The following is a 20,011-nucleotide window of genomic DNA, read 5'->3' on the forward strand; positions in this document are numbered from 1 at the left end:
GCTCAGCGTAGCGACCGGGCCGCCAGGAAAGCCCTGGTCCGCTGGGCGATCTCCGGCGACAGGGTGTGGTGCAGGTAGTGGTCGCCCTCCAGGGTGACCACCTGACCGGTGTCGACGCTCGCCGCCTGCTGCTCGTGCAGGGCGACCCAGTCCGCCACGTCATGGTCGTCCGACCGGACGAACAGCAGGACCGGCAGCCCCTTCGGGAAGGTCTTCCCGCTGACCGCGGCGAAGTTCGCCGGGGCGTGCTCCATCTCGTTCACCATGGTCGGGGCGGCCGTGTTCTTCGCGGTGAGCATCCGCAACTGTTCCCGGGTCCGCTCGTCGTAGGGCAGGCCCGCGTACGGGTCGTCGGCGACCGCCGCCAGCGCCCGGGTGACGCCGAGCCTGCTCAGGCCGACGATCACGCCGGTGGGGATCGGGTCGTCCCAGCCGGGCTGGTCGGGGACGCTGCTGTCGATGCCGACGAAGGCGACGAGTTCGTCGGGGTAGCTGGCGGCGTAGGTCACCGCGTAGATGCCGGCGATCGAGTGGCCCATCAGCACGTACCGGTCGATGCCGAGGTGCCGTAGCGCCTCGTGCACCTCCCGGGTGATGTTCGCGGCGGTGCGGTCGGTGTCGGCGGGGTCGCTCAGGCCGGTGCCGAACGGTTCGACCGCGACGACCCGGTACGTGCGCTGGAGTTCCGTGATCAGCGGCTGGAAGTCGAGCGCGGGGGCGGCGGTGCCGAGGCCGGGCAGCAGCACGATCGTCTCGGCACCGCTGCCCGCGACCACCACGTTCATCCGTTTACCGTCCACGGGCACGGGTTGCCCGTACCGGGTGATCGAGGAGGCTTCCGAGCGCGTCGCCACGACGTTGACCACGGCGGTCGTCGCGAGCAGGAGCACCGGCACGGCGATCAGGACACCGAGGGTGGTGAGCACGACTCGCACGGGCTTTCGCATGGGTTCTTCTTTCGGATCGGCGGCGCATCCGGATCACTCCCGTGATGCCTGACCAGCCAATCAAGCGCGCGAGGCGCTGCGGAAGTGTCCCGCTGTCACGACCGATCGTGACAAAAAGTCATGGTATGCCCCGTGGGCCCCCGGGTTCTCGTGCGCAAACGAGATCCCCACGGCGGGCGGCTGCCGACCCGGGACCCACACGGCGCAGCGACCGCCACCGGAGGAGGGTGGCCGCTGCGCCGTGCGGGCGGACCGGAGTCGGGGAATCCCCCGTCAGGTGGTGCCGCGTTGGAACGGTTGGGCCAGTGCCCGGGGTTCGCGGTGCGCGGTGGCGAACACCAGCATCGCCAGCAGGGCCAGCAGGTAGGGCGCGGCGATCAGCAGCTGCGAGTTCATGGTGACCCCGAGCGCCGGCAGCGCCAGCCGCATCGCGTCGGCGAGGCCGAAGACGACACAGCCGACCAGGGTCCGGCCGAGCCGCCAGGCCCCGAAGATGACCGCCGCGATGACCAGGTAGCCCCGGCCGGCGGTCATGTTCTGGTTGAACGAGCCGACCTCGCCGACGGCCAGGTACGCCCCGCCGAGCCCGGCGAGCAGCCCGCACCAGAGCAGCGCCTGCCGCCGCCGCTTGTTGACCTCGATCCCGCTGACGTCGGCGGCCTGCGGGTTCTCCCCCACCGCCCGCAGCTCCAGCCCCCACCGGCTGCGCTCGACCAGCCACCAGGTCAGCGGGATCACCGCCAGCAGCAGGTAGACCGGCCAGCGTTGCACGAACAGCATCGGGCCGATGATCGGGATGTCGCGCAGCACCGGGATGTCCACCTGCCAGACCTGGTGGCCGGTGAACGTGCTCACCGTGATCAGGTAGCTGGTCAGGCCGAGCACCAGCGCGTTGAGCACCAGGCCGACGACGAACGTGTTGATCTGCACCCGGTGCGACAGGATGCCGTGCACGAACGCCACCGCGACCCCGACCAGCGCGCCGGCCACCAGGCCGATGGTGGCGCTGCCGGTGGCGCTGGCGACCGCGATCGACCCGAACGCCGCGCCGAGCATCATCGCCTCGACGGAGATGTTGAGGGTGCCGGCGCGCTGGGCGACGTACTCCCCGCAGGCGGCGAAGGCCAGGGGCACGGTGAGCCGGGCCCCGCTGGAGAGGATGGTGGCGATGTTGTCGGCGGCGCTCATGCCAACCTGCCTTCCATGGCGTCCTTGGTGCCGGCGGTCCCGGCGTCGCCGGGGTCCGCCGGTTCCGGCGCGGTGCTGCGGGGGCCGGGCACCGACGCGGTCGGGGTGGCCGGGGCCGACGGGTCGGTCGGCTCGGGCGAGGCCGCCGCGGTGGTCGGGGTGGTCGGGGTCGCCGGCTGGTCGGCCAGGCGGCGTCGGCGCAGCATGCCGATCACCACCGGCGGTGCGACGAACGCCAGCACCAGCAGCGCCTTGACCACGTCGACCAGGAACGACGGCACGCCGGTGGCGGCCAGGAAGCTGCCGCCGGCCCGCAGCACGCCGAACAGCACCGCCACCGGGATGGCCAGCAGCGGGTTGTTCCGGGCGACCAGGGCGACCAGCAGGCCGTCCCAGCCGATGTTGAGCGACATCCCCGGCTGCAACCGGTTGGTGCCGACCGGGCTGGTCAGCAGCAGCGCACCGGCCAGGCCGGCCAGCGCACCGGAGATCGCGAGAGCGATGCCGCCGAGGGCGCCGACCCGCACGCCCGCGTGCCGGGCCGCCGCCGGGTTGAGACCGACCATCTTCAACCGGAAACCCCAGCGGGTACGCGCCATCACCAGCGCCAGCACGACCGCCACCACGACGGCCAGCACCAGACCCCCGTTGAGCTGGAGGTTCGGGTAGTCACCGAGGGAGGCGAGCCGGGCGTTCTCGGGCACCGGGTTGGACTGCGGGGACAGCGTGCCCCGGCCGAGCCGGGACTCCTGGAGCAGCCACGGGGTGTTCACCGCGAACGAGATGAGCTGCTGGGCGAGGAACGTCATCAGCATCGTGCTGACCACGACGTTGACGCCCCGGAACCGGTACATCAGTGCGCTGAGCCCGGCCCAGACGCCGGCACCGACCACCGAGGCGAGCAGCACCAGGACCAGCAGCAGCGGTCCGGGTACGGCCAGCCGCAGGCCGACCCACGCGCCGGCGAGCGCGCCGATCAGCACCTGCCCCTCCTGGCCGATGTTGAAGAAGCCGGAGCGGGCGCTGACGCACGCCCCGACGGCGACCAGCAGCAGCGGCGCGACGTACAGCAGGGAGGTGGACCAGGCCGCCGGGGTGGCCATGCTGCCCTGGTAGAGGGCCTTGGTGGAGGCGGTCGGTGAGCCGCCGGTGACCGCGATCAGCAGGGCGGACAGGCCGAGCGCGACGCCCACCGTGGCGACGGTGGCGAGGCCGACCTGCCAGCCGCCGGGGCCGGGGTTGAGCCGGCGCAGCAGCCGCTGGCCGGTGCCGTCGATACCGAGGGTCGCCATCAGTGACTCACCCCGCCGACCAGCATGCCGAGCCGCTCGGCGGTGGCCTCGGCGGTGGGGAGCACCCCGACGATCCGGCCGGAGGAGATCACCGCGATCCGGTTGGCCAGGGCCATCACCTCCTCCAGCTCCGTGGAGATCAGCAACACCGCCACCCCTTCCGCGGCGGCCTGCCGCAGCCGCACGTACATGTCTTCGATCGCGCCGACGTCCAGCCCGTGGGTGGGTTGGGCGGCGACCAGCGCCTTCGGCCCGGCGGACAGCTCCCGGGCGAGCACCACCCGCTGCTGGTTGCCGCCGGAGAGGCTGCGCAGCGGGGTGTCCGGCGAGGGCGCGACGATGTTGAACTCGGTCATCTGCCGCTGGGCGATCCGGTGCATCTTCCGCCGGCTGAGCACCCCGCGTGCGGTGACCCCGGCGAGGGACTTCATCACCAGGTTCTCGGCGACGCTCATGTCGAGCACCACGCCGGAGTGGTGCCGGTCCTCGGGCACGATGCCGAGTCCGGCGGTGTGCAGCGCGCCGGGGCGGACCAGGTCGACCGGCCGGCCGTCGAGTTCGACGGTGCCGGAGTCGGGGACGAGCAGCCCGGACAGCAGCTCACCGACGGTGGCCTGGCCGTTGCCCTCGACCCCGTACAGGCCGACGATCTCGCCGGGGGCGACGTCGAGGCTGAGCTTGTCCAGCACCGGCAGGCCGCCGACGAGCAGGGTCACCTCGCGCAGCCGCAGCGCCGCCGGCTGCTCCGACGTCGTCGCGTTCCCGGCCGCCGGGGCGACGCCCTCGACCGGTTCGGGACGCTCGACGGGTAGCAGGCCCAGCGCCGCGCTCTCGGACTGCAACGACACCTCCCGGCCGACCATCTGCCGGGCGAGCTGCTGGGCGGTGGTGTCCTTCGTCGCGCCGTGGAACGCGACCGCGCCGCGCCGCAGCACGGTCACCCGGTCGGTGGCCGCCATGATCTCGGCGAGCTTGTGGCTGATCAGGATGACCGCCCGCCGTTCCGCCTGCACCACCCGACGCAGCACGGTGAACAGCTCCGCCGACTCGGCCTGGGTGAGCACCGAGGTCGGCTCGTCCAGGATCAGGATGGACGGGTCACGGCGCAGGCACTTGATCAGCTCGACCCGCTGCCGTTCCCCGGCGGAGAGCCGGTCGATGCGGGCGTGCGGGTCGATGGGCAGCCCGTACCGTCGGGACACCTCCTCGACCTGGGCGCAGGCCGCCGCCCGGTCGATCCGCCCGGTGTCGCCGAGGATGACGTTCTCCCAGACGGTGAGCGGTTCGATCAGGCTGAAGTGCTGGTGCACCATGCCCAGGCCGAGGTCGGCGGCGACCTGCGGACTGTCGATCTCGACCGGTTCGGTGCCGCGCGTGATGGTGCCGGCGTCGCGGTGCACCAACCCGAGCAGGATCTTCATCAGGGTCGACTTTCCGGCCCCGTTCTCGCCGAGCAGGCCGTGGATCTCGCCGGGTCGTACGGCGAGATCCACGGCGTCGCAGGCGACGACCGGACCGTAACGCTTGCTGACCCCGCGCAGGGTGAGAGCCGGCGTCAGCTGGTCGTCAACGTCCACAGTCCGTTTCACCTCGTTGGTCGTCGGGCAGCGGGGGTCAGGAGCCGAGCTTGGCGACCGTCGCGGCGGTGTCGGTCTTGCCGCTGGCCACGTCGGCGACGAAGGCGTCCATCTTCTGGGTCTGCTCCGGGGTCGGCTTGCAGATCTTGACGGCCGGGTACGGGTCCTTGCCCAGCTCCCACTTCTTGGTGGTGCCGAGGGTCATCTCGCCCTTGGCGAACAGCTCCAGCGCGGCGGCGAAGTACGCGCCCGGGTCGAAGATGACCGAGATGTCGAAGCGCGGGTCGGTCGAGTCGCACCGGTCGGTGCCCGGGGTCAGGGTGAGCGCGCCGCCGGTGTTGGCCAGCTTGGCCGCCGCGTCGGTGGCCCCGCCCAGGTACGGGTAGACGACCTTGACGCCCTGGCTGATCTGCGCCTGGACGGCCTCCCGGGCCTTCGCCGAGTCGTTGAAGTCACCCGTGTAGGTGGTCACCAGGGTCGCGTTCGGCACCACCATCCGGATGCCGGCCTTGTACGCCTTGGCGGCGTTGACCGAGAAGTCGGCCTCCATGCCGGTGACGAAGCCGGCCTTGGTGGCGTTCTTGGCCTGCATGACCAGGCCGGTGGCGTACCCGGCGGCGAGCATGCTCTGGTTGGGGTCGTCGCTGGACAGCGTCACCCGGGGCGTCTGCGGGATGTTCTCCGACGACGGCACGTACCAGGAGGTCTTGGCGCAGACCGGCTCCTCGGAGGCCGGGATGGCGTCCTTGAGCTCGGAGGCCCCGAGCGCCACCATGTCCACGCCCTGCTGACACAGCGCGCGGGCGGCGCTGAGCGCCTCGGTCGGCGGCACGTTGCCGCGCTTGATGACCTGCCAACCCTTCTCGGTGGCGAACTTCTCGGCACCGACGACGAAGCTCTCGTAGTAGCCGTTGTCGTTGATGTCACCGGGGCTGAGCACGCCGATGACGACCTTGCCGTCACCGTTGGCGTCGGGCTGCCCGGCAGGGGCCGTACCGCTGCTGGCCGACCCTCCCGCCGACGGCGCGGTCGCGTCGTTGCTCGCGCAACCGACCAGGGCGAACCCCAGCGCCCCGGCGAGCAGCGCCGCCGGACCCCGACCAATCCTCATTGTCATGGTGCTTTCCCTTCACGTGGGGTCGGCGCGCCGCCCGGCACGGACCGGCGCGCGGAGTACTCGGTCGCTGGCACGGTGGGCCAGCGAGGGGGGATGTCGATGCCGACCCGGCGCAGCAGGGCGGCCCGACGCTGGGCGGCCTCCTCGCGCAGGGCGTCGACGTCGACGGTGGTGACCCGCCGGTCGCGGACCACCAGCCGGCCGTCGACCAGAACGTCCCGGACGGTGTGCCCGGCCGCGCCCCAGACGAGCTGGGTGGGCAGGTCACCGCGCGGAATCCAGGGGATGGTCCGGGTGTCGAGCAGCACCAGGTCGGCGGCCTTGCCGACCTCGATCGAGCCGGTCAGCGCCCCGAGCCCGACGGCGGCGGCGCCGTCGACGGTGGCCAGGGCGAAGACCTCGTCGGCGCGCAGCGGGTCGGGGACGCCCCGGTCCCGCTCCAGGCCGGCGAAGAGTCGGGCGGCCCGCCACAGGTCGGGGGTGTCCCCGGCGTTGTGCGAGTCGCAGCCCAGCGCGAGCCGGCCGCCGGCCCGGTGCAGCGCGGTGTGCCGGCCGGCCCGGGTGTAGCCCTGACCGAGCCGCAGGTAGGCCCCCGGGCAGGAGGCGACGGCGGTGCCCGTCTCGACGAGCGCGTCGACCTCGGCGTCGTCGAGCCACACCGCGTGGCCGAGCAGCAGCCGGGGGCCGAGCACGCCGAGGTCGCGCAGGTGGCGTACGGGCCGGGCCCGGCCGGCGGCGGCGTAGGCGGCGGCGTCCTCGGGGCCGGGTGACAGGTGCCAGGTCATCGGCACGTCGAGCCGCTCGGCGAGCGCCGCCGCCCCGGTGAACAGCGCGTCGCTGACCAGGTCGTGCCCAACCAGGGTGATCCAGCCGGTGACCAGCGGGTCGCCGGCCAGGGCGGCGACGGTGTCGGCCTGCACGGCGAGGGTGTCCGCGGCCGGCATGGCGTACGGCGCGTCGTCGGCGTCCCAACCCCAGCCGCCGACCCGGGCCCGGATGCCGGCGGTACGCAGCCCGGCGGCGACCCGCAGCGGGTGCGCCACCGTGCCGGGCTCCAGCAGGGTGGTGACCCCGTAGCTGAGCGACTCGACGGCGGTGAGGGTGGCCGACAGTTCGTCGTCGTCGCCGGTGACCGCGGCGTGCAGCGGCACGATCCAGTCGAAGATGGCCTGCCGGGCCGGCACGTCGTCGGGGATGCTGCTGCGCACCAGCGGGTCGGCGGTGGTGTGCTGGTGGGCGTTGACCAGGCCGGGGACGACCACACAGCCGGTGGCGTCGAGTTCGGGGCTGCCCGGGTACGCCGCGCGCAGGGCCGCCGCCGGGCCGATCGCGGCGATCCGGCCGTCGACCACGGCGATCGTGCCGCCGGGGACGAGCGCCCGGTCGGGGGCCATGGTGACGATCTCGGCGTCGACGATCAGCAGGTCGGCCGGGCGGGGGTCGGCGGTGGCCGCCGTCGGGGTGGTGGTCATGGCCGGACGAGGATCTTGCCGACGAGGTCACCGGACTCCTGCCGGGCGTACGCCTGCGCCAGGTCGGCCAGCGGGTACTCCGCGCCCCGCAGCACCCGCAGGCCACCGGTGAAGTAGGCGTCGAGCATGTCGGCGAAGTCGGCCGGGCGGTACGCCCCGGCCCCGAGCAGCCGCAGCCCCCGCCGGTAGACGTCGGAGAGGGAGAAGCTGACCTGGTCGCCTGTGGTGTTGCCGAGCAGCACGATCCGGCCGCCGGTGCGCAGGCTGGCCAGCGAGGTGGCCCAGGTGGCGGTGCCGACGTGGTCGACGGCCAGGTCGACGCCGTGGCCGTCGGTGTGCTCCAGCACCCGCTCGGCGGTGCGCCCGTCGAGGTCGAGCACGTCCGCGCCGAGGTCGGCGGCGACGGCCCGCTTGGCCTCGGTCCGCGCCACCGCGAGCACCCGGGCGCCGGCCCGGCGGGCGAGTTGGATGGCGGCGATGCTGACCGCGCTCGTGGCGGCCTGCACCAGCACCCACTCCCCGGCGCGGACCCCGCCGACGCGGTGCACGGCGTGCCAGCCGAGGCTCCACGCGGTGGGCAGCGCGGCGGCCTCGGCGAGGTCGACGTGGGCGGGCACCCGGTGCACGACGGTGGCGGGGACGGTGACGTACTCGGCGAACCCGCCGGGGCGGTTCCCGCCGACCACGGCCAGCGTCGCGCAGTAGCCCGGTTGGCCGTTCTTGCAGGTGGCGCAGGCTCCGCAGCCGATGGTCGGGTCGATCAGCACCCGGTCTCCGGGGCGTACCGTGGTGACCTGCGGCCCGACGGCGTCGACCTGGCCGGCGACGTCCATGCCGCCGACGTGGGGCAGCTCGAAGCCGGGGAGCAGGGCGGTGCGCTGCTGGAGCAGGTCGAGGCGGTTGACGGCGGCGGTGTGCACCCGGACGACCACGTCGGCCGGGCCCGGCTCAGGGTCGGGCAGGTGCCGCAGGCTCAGCACCTCGGCGCCGCCGAAACCGGTCTGGACCATCGCCCGCATCGCAACCTCCCCCGTGGTCTACCAGTCAATATGGCGTCTTGCATTGTGATTCTCGCTGCTTGGGGTCGTACTCTGCCTGCGGGGCGGCGGCGTGTCAACGGCTTGCCGCAAAAGAGGCGGAACGGTTAACGAAGCCGGGCGTCCAGGCTGTTCACAGGCCACCCACCAGGGGATCAACCGGCCTCGGAGGCGGCCAGCAACTCCCGCGCGACGAGCGCCGTACGCAGCACCGCGACCGTCCGCGGGTCGAGCGGATCGACCCCCAGCAGCCGCTTGATCAGGCCGACCCGGTAGCCCACCGAGTTGCGGTGCAGGTGCAGCCGTTCGCTGACCGCCTGCCGGCTGCCCCCGGTCGCCAACCAGCAGTCCAGGGTGCGCAGCAGGTCGTCGCGGTGGGCGATCGGCCCCAGGTGCCGGTGCACGAACCAGCGCAGCCGCTCGTCCGGCACCGCCAGCAGGACCTGCGCCAGTCCGGCCTGCCCGAACGGCAGCTCGGACCGCTCGTCCGCCGACCGCAGCAGCAGCCGCAGCAGCCGGTCCGCGTCGCGGAACGAGGCCGCCGTCCGGGCCGGCCCGGTCACCAGTGCCCCGGCGACCACCCGGACCTGCCCGGGGCCGACGATCTGGTCCAGCCGGGCCCGCAGCCGGGTCACCTCGCGCTCCACGTCACCGTGCAGCAGGGTCCAGGCCAGCCGCCCCTCGGCCAGCACCGGCCGGTCCAGCCAGCTCAGCGCGGACGCCCAGCGGCGCTGCTGCTCCCCGGTGTACGCGATCCCGGCCACGGCGTGCGGCTGGTCCAGCCGCCACCCGTGCGCCGCGCCGGCCCGCAGCAGTTCCGCCTCACCCATCCGGGGCGTCGACGACGATCCGGCCGGCCCGCCGGGGCCGTCGCGCAGGGCCCGCAGCACCGTCGCGGCGTCCCGTACGGCCGGCGGCGGCGACTCGTGCCGGACCGCCTCGATCAACAGCGCGGTGGTCGCCGCCGCCGCCAGTTCCCACTGCCCGGCCGAGACCGGCTCGGCCAGCAGCAACGCGCCGATCCGCCGGGGCCCCGCGCCGACCGCCACCGCCCGGCCGGCCCACCCGTCGGCGCAGCGGACCGTGGCCGGCGCGCCCCCCGGCGGTCCCGCCCCGCCGGCCCGACCGGCGGCCAGGGCGCGGCGGACGTCGTCCGGCGCGGCGTCGCGGCCGGGACCGCCCGCGCCGTCGCTGTCGGCGAGCAGTTCGCCCGTCTCGGCCACCAGCCGGCAGGCCGCGCCGGTCCGCTCCGCCACCGCGGCCAGCAACTCCGGCCAGCCGGCGCCGCCGAACGCGAGTTCGGCGAGCCACTGGGCGAACGCTGCCGGCGGCGGCGCGGCGGCGACGGCCAGCCGGGGGCGGGCCGCCGCCAGCTCACCCGATCGGCTCACGCCGACGGTCGGTCGAGCAGCCGGACCGCGACGGCCTTCTCCTGGGTGTACTCGCGCAGCGCCGCGTAGCCGCCGCCCCGGCTGAAGCCGCTCTCCTTCTGCATGTTGAACGGAAAGCCGATCACCCCGGCGTCGTGGAACTGGTTCACCGCGACCTGCCCGGAGCGGACCAGCCCGGCCACCCGCAGCGCCCGCGACACGTCACTGGTCCAGATGCAGGCCAGCAGGCCGAAGTCGGTGCTGTTCATCAGGGTCACCGCCTCGTCGACGCCCCGGAAGCCCTGCACCGCCAGCACCGGGCCGAAGACCTCCTCACGGACCAGCCGCATGTCCGAGTCGACCTGGTCGAAGACGGTCGGGGCGACGTACCAGCCGTCGTCGAACGCGGCGGTGGCCGGCTCGCCGCCGACGACCAGCCGGGCCCCGGCGGCCGGGGCCTCGGCCAGGAAACCCCGGACCCGCTCGTACTGGGCCTGGCTGACCAGCGGGCCCATGTCCAGATCCTGGTCCCAGGGGCCGGTCCGGATGGCCTTCATGCCGGCGGCGACCCGCTCGACCACCTCGGCCCGGATCGACTCCTCGACCAGCAGCCGGGAGCCGGCGTAGCAGTTCTGCCCGGCGTTCTCGGTGATCGAGGCGATGATCGCCGGGATCGCCGCGTCCAGGTCGGCGTCGGCGAAGACCACGTTCGGGGACTTGCCCCCCAGCTCCAGCTTGACCGGGACGAGGTGCTGCGCGGCGGCACGCATGACGGACCGGCCGGTCACCGTCGAGCCGACGAAGCTGATGTGGTCGATGTCGGCGTGCCCGGTGAGCGCCACCCCGGCCTCGGGGCCCAGCCCGGTGACCACGTTGAGCACGCCCGGCGGCAGGCCCGCCCGGCGGCCCAGCTCGGCCAGCGCGAACGGCGACAACGGCGCGACCTCGGAGGGCTTCAGCACCACCGTGTTGCCGGCGGCCAGCGCCGGGGCGACGTTGGCGGCGGTGAGCACGGCCGGCACGTTCCACGGGATGATCACCGCGCAGACGCCGTACGGCTCGGGCCGGGTGTAGCCGAAGTAGTCGGGCGTACGGGTGGGCAGGGTGACGCCGGTGAGCTTGTCGGCGGCCCCGGCGAAGTAGTCGACGATGCCCTGGGTGATGTACATGTTGAGCCGCCCGCCGGAGCGGGGTTTGCCCACGTCACGCGCCTCGTACGCGGCGAGTTCCTCGACGTGCTCGCCGATCAGCGCGGCCCAGCGGCGCAGGATCGCGCCGCGCTCGCTGGGCGAGGTGGCCGCCCAGCCGGGGGCGGCCCGGCGGGCGGCGGCGACGGCGTGGTCGACGTCGACCGCGCGGGCGCGGGCCACCGACTGGATGGTCTCCCGGGTGGCGGGATCGAGCACCGGTAGCTCACCGCCGTCGGCGGCGGGGGTCCAGTCGCCGTCGACGAGCTGGCGGGCGGTGGGAATGTCCAGGTCAGCCATGTGCGAATCCTTGACCCTCCACGTTTCGCATGTCAAGATGCAATCTCGCTTTGTGAGTCACTAGGGAGGGCGCGTGCGGATCACAGCGGCGGTGCTGGAGAACGCGGGAGGGCCCTTCACCCTCCAGCAGATCGACCTCGCCGACCCCGGGCCGGACGAGGTGCTGGTCCGGGTGCACAGCGTGGGGATCTGCGCCACCGACCTGGAGTTCGCCAACTTCTTCCCCACCCCGGCGGTGCTCGGCCACGAGGGCAGCGGGGTCGTCGAGCAGGTCGGCGAGCGGGTCACCGGCGTCTCGCCGGGCGACCACGTCGCGATGAGCTTCACCTCCTGCGGCGACTGCCCGCTGTGCCGGGGCGGAAACCCCGCCTACTGCCGCCGGTTCGACGCGGTCAACTTCACCGGCCGGCGACCGGACGGCAGCACGGCGCTCTCCCGCGACGGGCAGCCCGTCAACGGCCACTTCCTGGGCCAGTCGTCGTTCGCCAGTCACGTCGTCGCCCCGGCCCGCGCGGTGGTGCCGATCAGCAAGGAGGTCGACCTGGGCGTGGTCGGCCCGTTCGGCTGCGGTTTCGGCACCGGGGCCGGCGCGGTGCTCAACGTGCTGCGCCCGGAGGTCGGCTCCTCGCTCGTGGTCTTCGGCGCGGGCGCGGTGGGCGTGGCGGCGATCCTGGCCGCCCGGGTGGCCGGCTGCGCCGTCGTCGCGGCGGTCGACGTCAACGCCGGCAAGCTCGACACGGCCCGACTGCTCGGCGCGACCCACGGGGTGAACTCCGCCGACGGCGACCCGCGCGAGCTGCTGACCGCGATCGCCCCGCACGGCTTCGACGTCGCGATCGACACCACCGGCCGGGAGGACGTGCTGCGCCTCGCGGTCGAGTCGCTCGGCCCGCTCGGCCGGTGCGGCGTGGTCGGGATCGGCCCGAGCGAGCAGATGAGCTTCGAGTGGCGCAGCGTGCTCAACGGCCGCAGCATCACCGGCATCATCGGGGGCAGCAGCCTGCCGCAGGTGTTCCTGCCGCGGCTGCTGGACCTGCACGCCGCCGGCAACTTCCCGGTGGACCGCCTGATCACCCGGTTCCCCTTCGCGCAGATCAACGAGGCGGTGGCGGCGCTGCGCTCCGGCGAGGTCGGCAAGGCCGTCCTGACGCTCTGAGCAGGGACGGCACCGCCCCATCGACATCGCTGTATCTCATCGTGAAACATTGTCTCGCAATGTGAGCGACATTACCCTTGGTGTCAGACCCACACCCAGTGGCGCGGCTGGGCAACACCGCGCAGCGTCCCGCACCTGTGGAGCACGTCCCGATGACCGAACAGCAGCGCACCGCACCGGCCGCCGCGCCGACCGCGACCGAGGACCGGCCCGCGCCCTTCGACCACCACTCGGCCGAGTGCAACACCGACCCGGTGGGCTACTACCGGGAGTTCCGCCAGACCTGCCCGGTCGGCCGGACCGACGCGCACGGCGGTTTCGTCTACACCACCCGGTACGCCGACGTGGTCCGGATCGCCCGCGACGACGACACCTTCTCCTCCGCCCGCGCCACCGCCGGGGGTGACGGCACCGCCATCGTCATCCCCCGGGGCCCCGGCCTGGAGCAGTACCCGATCGAGCTGGACCCGCCCGCCGCGACCGGCTACCGCGACCTGATCAACCCGCTGCTCACCCAGGACGCGGTCGCCGAACTGGCCCCGATGGTCGCCCGGCACACCACCCGCGTGGTGGACGCGTTCATCGCCGAGGGGTCGGTGGACTTCGTCCGCGACCTGACCAACCCGCTGCCGGCCGCCGTCACCCTCGACTGGCTGGGCTTCCCCGAATCCGACTGGGCCAAGCTCGCCGGCCCGATCCACGACATCTTCGCCGCGCTGCCCGGCAGCGAACGCGCCGTCCGCGGAGCCGCCGGCCTGGCCTACCTCGACCAGCGCATCCGCGAGCTGATCGTCGAGCGGCGGGCCGCCCCGACCGGCGACGCGGTGAGCTACCTGGCCGCCCAGCGCCGCCCCGACGGGGAGCTGTTCGACGCCGACGAGCTGGTCTCGGTCATCGGGCTGCTGATCGCGGGCGGGGTGGACACCACCACCTCGCTGACCGGCTCCACCCTGGTGCACCTGAGCCGGCACCCCGAGGACCGGCAGCGCCTGATCGACTCCCCCGACCTGCTGCTCACCGCCACCGACGAGTTCCTGCGGGTGTTCGCCCCGTCGCAGTCGATGGCCCGCACCGTCCGCACCGACACCGAGGTCGGCGGCTGCCCGGTCACCGCCGGCGAGCGGGTGCTGATCCCGTGGGTCGCGGCCAACCACGACCCGGCCGTCTTCCCCGACCCCGAGCAGCTGCGGCTGGACCGCGACGCCGCCCGGCACCTGAGCTTCGGCATCGGCAGCCACCGCTGCGCCGGAGCGCACCTGGCCCGGCTGATGTTCCGCGAGATGATCACGCAGGTGCTCACCCGGCTGCCCGACTTCCGGGTGGTGGAGGAAGGGCTCGTCGCCTATCCCACCCGGGGCAACCAGAGCGGTTGGGACGCGATCCCGGCCGTCTTCACCCCGGGTCCCCGCCGCGACGCCGACGCGGCGGGGACCCGGCCCACCGCCAGCCTGACCGGCGACCGGGAGCTGGTCATGGCGGCCACCGCCACCGCCACCGACGAGGTGCTGGAGGTACGCCTGGCCGACCCGACCGGCGCGGAACTGCCGCCCTGGGCTCCGGGCGCGCACCTGGAGGTGCGGCTACCGTCCGGACGGGTCCGGCAGTACTCGCTGTGCGGCGACCCGGACGACACCCGGCACTACCGGATCGCGGCGCTGCGCGAGCCCGCCGGCCGGGGCGGTTCGGTGGAGCTGCACGCGCTCGCCCGCGCGGGCGTCACCCTCGCGGTGCGCGGCCCGCGCAACCACTTCCCGCTCGTCGACGCCCCCGACTACCTCTTCCTCGCCGGGGGCATCGGGATCACCCCGATCCTGGCGATGGCCCGCGAGGCCGACCGCCGGGGCGTGCCGTTCCGGCTGGTGTACGGCGGTCGCAGCCGGGCCTCGATGGCCTTCGTCGACGAGGTGACGGCGCTCGCCGGTGACCGGGTGACCCTGCTGCCGCAGGACGAGGCGGGCCTGCCCGACCTGGGGGCGCTGCTCGACTCCACCGGCCCGGACACGGCCGTCTACTGCTGCGGGCCGACCGGCATGATCGACGCGTTGGAGCGGGTCTGCGCCGCCACCGGCCGGTCGGAGCGGCTGCACGTCGAGCGGTTCACCGCCGGGGACGACCTGGAGGTCGCCTTCGACCCGGCGGCGAACACCGAGTTCGAGGTGCACCTGGCGCGCACCGGGGCGACCCTGCGGGTGCCCCGGGACCGCCGCATGATCGACGTGCTGCGTGAGGTCGTGCCGGGCCTGACCTACGACTGCGAGAAGGGCTACTGCGGCGCGTGCGAGACCCGGGTGCTCGCCGGCACGCCGGAGCACCGCGACTCGCTGCTGACCGAGCAGGAGCGTGCGGCCGGACGCAGCATGATGATCTGCGTCGGGCGGTGCCGCTCGGAGCGCCTGGTGCTGGACCTGTAGGTCCTGTCCGGACGGGCCGGCCCCGGGTCCCGGGGCCGGCCCGTCCGGACGTCCGTCCCCGGTGGTCGTCACGCCGCGTTCGCCAGCGCGTCGAGGATCAGGTCGAGGCCGAAGGTGAACTGCCCGCCGAAGTGGTAACCGGGCTGGTTCACGTGCCGGGTCGCGAACTCGACCAGGTGCGGGTACTCCCCCGCCGCGAAGGACGCCATGATCGCGTCGGCGACCTCGGTGGCGGCGTCGCCGGTGTCGAACGGCAGCGACGCCTCCTGCAACACGAACCCGAACACGTACGCGTCGATGATCGCGTACGCGTGGGCCGTCATCGGCAGCGAGAACCCTCCGCCCCGCAGGACGCCGAGCATGGCGTCGTGGTGGCGCAGGGTGGCCGGGCCGGGGCTGGTCCGGGTCTCGATCAGGGTCAGCGCCCAGGGGTGCCGGGCCAGGACGGTACGGGCCGACAGGCAGCGGCGGCGCACCTCGGCCCGCCAGTCGCCGCCCGGTACGGGCAGGTCGATCTCGGCGAACACCCCGTCGACGAGCGCGTCGAGCAGTTCCTCCTTGTTGCGGATGTAGTGGTAGAGCGACATCGGCTTGGCGTGCAGCGCGGCGGCGAGCGAGCGCATGGTCAGCGCGCCGAGCCCGTCGGCGTCGGCGATGGCGACCGCGGCCCCCAGGACCCGTTCCCGGCTGAGCTGCCGCACCGGTTCGCCCACCAGTCGCTCCCCTGACACCCGGTTGACCGCCTGCACCGCCCACCGTACCGTACTAAGTAAGTCGTACTTAGTACGAAGACCTGGGAGGCGACGATGTCCCTGCGTGTGGCCGGTCGGTGGGCCGGCGCGTTCTTCCTGTCGGCGTTCGTCGCCTACGGCGTCGGCAGCGCGCTCGCCGGACGACCGGTCGGGGTGGCGCTGGTGCTGGCCAACTCCGTGCTGGTGGCCGCCATCGGCGTGCTGGCCTTCCGGGCGCTGCGCCGGCCGCACCCCGGCGTCGCCTGGGGCTACCTGGCGGCCCGGGGCGCGGAGGCGTTCCTGCTCGCCGCCGGCCTGGTGCTGCGCGACCGCTACGGCGACGGCGCCGCCGAGCTGGCCTACCAGCTCGCCATGCTGTCGCTGGGGCTGGGCAGCCTGCCGTTCTGCCTGGCACTGGCCCGGCGACGCTGGCTGCCCCGGTGGTTCGCCGGCTGGGGCGTCGCCGGCTACGCGCTGCTGGCGGCCGGCGCGGCAGCCGAGCTGGCCGGGATGGGGACCGGCGTCGCGCTGGCCGTCCCGGGCGGGCTGTTCGAGATCGCCCTCGGCGTGCTGCTGCTCGTCCGGGGGTTCGCGCCGGCCACCGCCGCCTCGCCCGGCCCGCCGGCCACCGACTCGCCCGCCATCACCGTGACCCCGCCGACCACCGCCGCCGGGACCGCCGCCACCGCAGCGGGCGGGGCGGGCCCGGACGGCTCCCGCGCCCACCGCGCGGCACTGGTCGCCGGGGTGGGACTGCTGCTGATGGCGGTGCTCGCCGGGTGGGCCAACTTCGGCGTGGTGCAACCGCTGCTCGCCGCCGACGCGGCCGACACCGTCGCCCGGCTGCCCGCCCAGCGCCCGGCGCTCACCCTGGCCGTCGTCGCCCTGTTCGCGGTGGCCTGCCTCGACGTGCTGGTCGGCTGGGCGCTGCGGGCGTTCCTCGACCACGCCCAACCCACCGTCGCCCTGCTCGCGGCGTGGTGCCGCACCGGCTACGCGGTCGTCCTCGCCGTGGCGGTCGTCCACCTGACCGGCGTCGCCGGCCTGCTGCGCGACGGTGCGGGGGCCGACCGGCTGCGCGCCGACGGGTACCCTGCGCTCGCCGACTTCCAGCAGGTCTGGAGCCTGGGGCTGCTGCTGTTCGGCGTCCACCTGCTGCTGGTCGGATGGCTGGCCTGGCGGTCGGACACCGTGCCGACCTGGGTGGCGGCGCTGGTGGCGGTCGCCGGCGCGGGCTACCTGGCCGACTCGGCCGGGCCGCTGGTCACGGCCGACTATCCGGTGCAGGTCGCCGGGGTCACCTTCGTCGGCGAGGTCGTCCTGCTGGGTTGGCTGCTCGTGCACGCCGGCCGGCACCGCCGGACCCCGGCCCGCGCGGTAGCGCCGGACGCCGACGTCCGGCCGCTCGCCGCGACGTGACCGTGACCGTGACCGTGACCGCACGACCGTACGGGTGACCCGCACGCGGACGGCCCGCCGCGCCACGACACTGGGGCGCTGCGGGCCGTCCTGACGAGGGGCCGGTGGGTCAGTTGCCCCACTCGAAGTTGGGCTCGACCGCCTCGGCGATGTGGAACCGGCCGCCCGGCGCGATCTCGCTGCCGCGCTCGGTCACCACGTGCTTGCCGAACCCGTCGACCAGCGGCCGGCCCACGTCACGCTTGAGCCACAGCCGCAGCAGGTGCCGGCGACGCTCCGGCTCCGGGAAGTCGACGTAACCGGTACGCGAGTGCAGGGCGGCGTAGTTCAGCAGCCACTGCACGTCACCGGGCTGGAAGTCCATGTCCAGGGCCAGGCCGGGGGCCTGGGACACCTCGTCGTAGAGGTGCAGCAGCTCGATCTGCGCCTCGGTGAGCCGGGGCACCTCCGGGTAGTCCTGGGCCGAGAAGATCATCGAGCTGCCGGCGTAGGTGCTGAACACGCCGTCGACGTAGCTGCAGATCGGCGAGGTGTAGGTGCGGGCCGGAGCGTCCGGGTCCTGCCGGTGCCAGTCCCAGTGCCACGACTCGAACAGCAGCGGCGCGAGGTCAGGCCGGCGGCGCAGGATCTCGTTGTAGATCGTGGTGCCGCTGACCAGGCTGCTCGCCCCGCCGGCCTTGGCCGCCCGCAGGCACATCAGCGCGACCACGTCGGAGCTGTCGGAGTGGAACGGCAGCCGGTCGCGGACCCGCGACGGCAGCGCCGACGGGTCGTCGAGGGTCTTGTTGGAGGTGGCGATGACGTGGTCGAGCACGTCACCCATCTGGTTCTGCCCCATCGGCACGCCGAGGTGCAGCCCCATCAGGAAGAAGATCGCCCCGGCGAGGGTGTCGCCGTACTCCTCCGTGCGCAGGCCCCGGACCAGGATGAAGCCGCGTCCGGAGTCGAGCTGGCGGGCGCACTCCTCGTTGAGGCCGGCGCAGGCCGGCAGCGGGTAGTCGGCGGCGGTCACCGTACGCAGGTCGGGGTTGTCGGCGACGAACCGGCGGCCGACGGTCTCCAGCTCGGCGCGCTCGGCGTCACTGAGCTGGTAGACCCACTCGGTCGAGGTACGCAGCTCGTCACCGCGCCAGGCGGACGGACCGGAGATGGGGGCGAGATCGATTGCGGTGGTCATGATGATGCGCTCCGAGGTTCGGTTCTGCGGAAACGGGTCGGTGTCCCGGGGGGCGGTGCCGCCACCGGGCTGATCAACGACGTGGGCGTCCGCCGTGTCCCGGTCGGGAGACGGCGCGCCGATCCGTCAGAACGGGGTCTGCGGGTCCCCGGCGGCGGTCCCGGGGCGCATGCCCTCCCGCGGCGGGTGGACCCGCAGCGGCTCCTCGTAACCGCGCACCAGCAATCCAGAGCCTTGCGGAACTCGGATCATGGCGTTCTCCTGCGGCTGGCGATGATCGGTCCAGGCTAACCAACGCCCACCGCAACGTCAACAGAGACACCATCTCGCAATACGATCTATTCTCGTCCCCGGACGGCCCGTCGTGCCGCACCGCCCCGGGCGACCAGCGGCTCAGCCAGCAGGACGACCAGCGCCACCGCAGCCACCAGTCCGCCCGCCAACGCCGTGCCCTGCACCCCGGACCGGGACAGCACCACCGCGCCGAGCAGGGACCCGCTGGCGATGCCGACGTTGAAGGCGGCGGAGTTGCCGGCCGCCGCCAGGTCGGCGCTGCCCGGGGCCACCTCCAGCACCCGGTTCTGCAGGGCGGGGGTCAACGCGCCCATGGCGAACCCGGACACGGCCAGCAGCACCCCGGTGGCCACCGGCGACCCGGCCAGCAGGAACATCCCGAGCAGGGCCACCACCAGCAGCAGCACCGGGGTCACCATCGCCACCCGCTGGTGGCGGTCGCTCGCGATCCCCCCGGCGGTGATGCCGGCGAAGTCCGCGAGGCCCCGGATCAGCAGCAGCAGGCCGAGAGCGCCCGGGGCGAACCCGGAGACGTCGGTGAGGAAGACGGCGGTGTAGGTGAACGCCGTGAACAGGCCCCCCACCGACAGCGCGGTGGCCACCACGACGACCGCGTACCGGCGGGCGTCCGGGGTGGTGCCGGTCGACGCGTGCGTCGCCCCGACCGCGACCGGCGGCATCAGCGTCACGATCGCCACGAACCCGGCCAGCGCCAGCGCGGCCAGGGCCAGGAACGCCGACCGCCAACCCCACTGCTGACCCAGCCAGGTGCCCGCCGGCACGCCGAGCATCGGCCCGAGCGACGCCCCGGCGAACACGACGGAGGTGACCCGGCCGCGTACCCGGGCGGGGAACATGCCGGCGGCGGCGGGCGCGACCACCGCCCAGAACAGCGCCTGGGTGAGCGCGACGACCACCCGGGTCCCGAGCAGTACCTGGTAGTCGCGGGCGGCGGCCGACACCAGCGTGGCGACCACCAGCACGCCCAGCAGGACACCCAGCAGCCGGCGACGCGGCACCCGCCGGGTGACGTGGGTCAGCGGCACCGAGACGACCGCGACGGTGACCGCGTAGCCGGTGACGAGCAGCCCCGCGTGCGACACGGACACGTCCAGGTCGGTGGCGACCAGGGGCAGGATGCCCACCGGCAACGTCTCCATGGCCACGTAGCAGAACGCCGAGAGGGACAACGCGACCAGCGCCGCCACCGCCCGGGGCGCGGCGGTCGCCCCAGGGGTACGACAGTCGGTCATCGCCCGGCCCCCGTCCCTGCGCCACCCACGAATGCGGTCGCCCCGAGAGCAGTCAAGGGTATCAATGAAAAGGGTCCCGTCCC

15 protein-coding genes are annotated in these 20,011 nt (G+C 73.9%); 3 read left to right on the top strand and 12 right to left on the bottom strand.

The window, feature by feature from the left end; translation table 11 throughout:
• Positions 1 to 2 precede the first annotated feature (2 nt).
• The 9 genes from ACN261_RS28165 to ACN261_RS28205 all read right to left on the bottom strand — a co-directional run bounded on the left by ACN261_RS28165 (position 3) and on the right by ACN261_RS28205 (position 11,487).
• Positions 3 to 947: an alpha/beta fold hydrolase gene (locus ACN261_RS28165; RefSeq protein ID WP_425853045.1), complete on the bottom strand. Its 945-nt coding sequence runs from the start codon at positions 945 to 947 to the stop codon at positions 3 to 5.
• Positions 948 to 1,220: 273 nt separating this feature from the next.
• Positions 1,221 to 2,135, bottom strand: coding sequence for an ABC transporter permease (locus ACN261_RS28170; RefSeq protein ID WP_421482676.1), 915 nt, complete (start codon positions 2,133 to 2,135; stop codon positions 1,221 to 1,223).
• Positions 2,132 to 3,427 (bottom strand): ABC transporter permease, encoded by a 1,296-nt coding sequence (locus tag ACN261_RS28175; RefSeq protein WP_425853047.1) that lies wholly within the window; start codon positions 3,425 to 3,427, stop codon positions 2,132 to 2,134. The genes ACN261_RS28170 and ACN261_RS28175 overlap by 4 nt, the downstream gene beginning before the upstream one ends.
• A complete protein-coding gene (locus tag ACN261_RS28180) occupies positions 3,427 to 5,004 on the bottom strand; it encodes an ABC transporter ATP-binding protein (RefSeq protein ID WP_421482678.1) in 1,578 nt (525 codons plus the stop codon). Before ACN261_RS28180 ends, ACN261_RS28175 begins: the two co-directional genes overlap by 1 nt.
• Positions 5,005 to 5,041: 37 nt before the next feature.
• On the bottom strand, positions 5,042 to 6,121 hold the full coding sequence (locus tag ACN261_RS28185) for a BMP family ABC transporter substrate-binding protein (RefSeq protein ID WP_232377008.1): 1,080 nt from the start codon (positions 6,119 to 6,121) through the stop codon (positions 5,042 to 5,044).
• Positions 6,118 to 7,593 (bottom strand): amidohydrolase family protein, encoded by a 1,476-nt coding sequence (locus ACN261_RS28190; RefSeq protein ID WP_421482679.1) that lies wholly within the window; start codon positions 7,591 to 7,593, stop codon positions 6,118 to 6,120. The genes ACN261_RS28185 and ACN261_RS28190 overlap by 4 nt, the downstream gene beginning before the upstream one ends.
• Positions 7,590 to 8,612 (bottom strand): alcohol dehydrogenase catalytic domain-containing protein, encoded by a 1,023-nt coding sequence (locus ACN261_RS28195; RefSeq protein ID WP_421482680.1) that lies wholly within the window; start codon positions 8,610 to 8,612, stop codon positions 7,590 to 7,592. Before ACN261_RS28195 ends, ACN261_RS28190 begins: the two co-directional genes overlap by 4 nt.
• Before the next feature lie 173 nt (positions 8,613 to 8,785).
• Positions 8,786 to 10,021 carry a PucR family transcriptional regulator gene (locus ACN261_RS28200; RefSeq protein ID WP_425853049.1) on the bottom strand — a complete coding sequence of 412 codons (1,236 nt, stop codon included), beginning with the start codon at positions 10,019 to 10,021 and terminating at the stop codon, positions 8,786 to 8,788.
• Entirely contained in the window at positions 10,018 to 11,487 is a 1,470-nt protein-coding gene (locus tag ACN261_RS28205; protein WP_421482683.1) for an aldehyde dehydrogenase family protein, read from the bottom strand. Before ACN261_RS28205 ends, ACN261_RS28200 begins: the two co-directional genes overlap by 4 nt.
• Positions 11,488 to 11,560: 73 nt before the next feature.
• On the opposite strand from ACN261_RS28205, the gene ACN261_RS28210 reads away from it, so the two are divergent.
• Together ACN261_RS28210 and ACN261_RS28215 are read left to right on the top strand one after the other, a co-directional pair.
• Positions 11,561 to 12,643 (top strand): NAD(P)-dependent alcohol dehydrogenase, encoded by a 1,083-nt coding sequence (locus ACN261_RS28210; protein WP_421482684.1) that lies wholly within the window; start codon positions 11,561 to 11,563, stop codon positions 12,641 to 12,643.
• 80 nt (positions 12,644 to 12,723) lie between these two features.
• Positions 12,724 to 15,054, top strand: a complete 2,331-nt coding sequence (locus tag ACN261_RS28215; RefSeq protein ID WP_421482685.1) for a cytochrome P450 — start codon at positions 12,724 to 12,726, stop codon at positions 15,052 to 15,054.
• A 68-nt stretch (positions 15,055 to 15,122) separates the two neighbouring features.
• Here the strand turns inward: ACN261_RS28215 and ACN261_RS28220 are convergent, their stop codons facing one another.
• The gene (locus tag ACN261_RS28220) at positions 15,123 to 15,767 is read right to left on the bottom strand and encodes a TetR/AcrR family transcriptional regulator (protein ID WP_425853051.1); all 645 of its coding nucleotides are present in this window, start codon (positions 15,765 to 15,767) and stop codon (positions 15,123 to 15,125) included.
• Positions 15,768 to 15,860: 93 nt separating this feature from the next.
• On the opposite strand from ACN261_RS28220, the gene ACN261_RS28225 reads away from it, so the two are divergent.
• Positions 15,861 to 17,204 (top strand): DUF4386 domain-containing protein, encoded by a 1,344-nt coding sequence (locus ACN261_RS28225; RefSeq protein WP_425853053.1) that lies wholly within the window; start codon positions 15,861 to 15,863, stop codon positions 17,202 to 17,204.
• A 109-nt stretch (positions 17,205 to 17,313) separates the two neighbouring features.
• Here ACN261_RS28225 and ACN261_RS28230 read toward each other — a convergent pair whose 3' ends face one another.
• Positions 17,314 to 18,381, bottom strand: coding sequence for a TauD/TfdA family dioxygenase (locus tag ACN261_RS28230; protein WP_425853055.1), 1,068 nt, complete (start codon positions 18,379 to 18,381; stop codon positions 17,314 to 17,316).
• A 338-nt stretch (positions 18,382 to 18,719) separates the two neighbouring features.
• Positions 18,720 to 19,928, bottom strand: a complete 1,209-nt coding sequence (locus ACN261_RS28235; protein ID WP_425853057.1) for an MFS transporter — start codon at positions 19,926 to 19,928, stop codon at positions 18,720 to 18,722.
• Positions 19,929 to 20,011 lie beyond the last annotated feature (83 nt).

It is taken from the genome of Micromonospora sp. WMMD723, assembly GCF_049863385.1.
Lineage (GTDB): Bacteria > Actinomycetota > Actinomycetes > Mycobacteriales > Micromonosporaceae > Micromonospora > Micromonospora wenchangensis.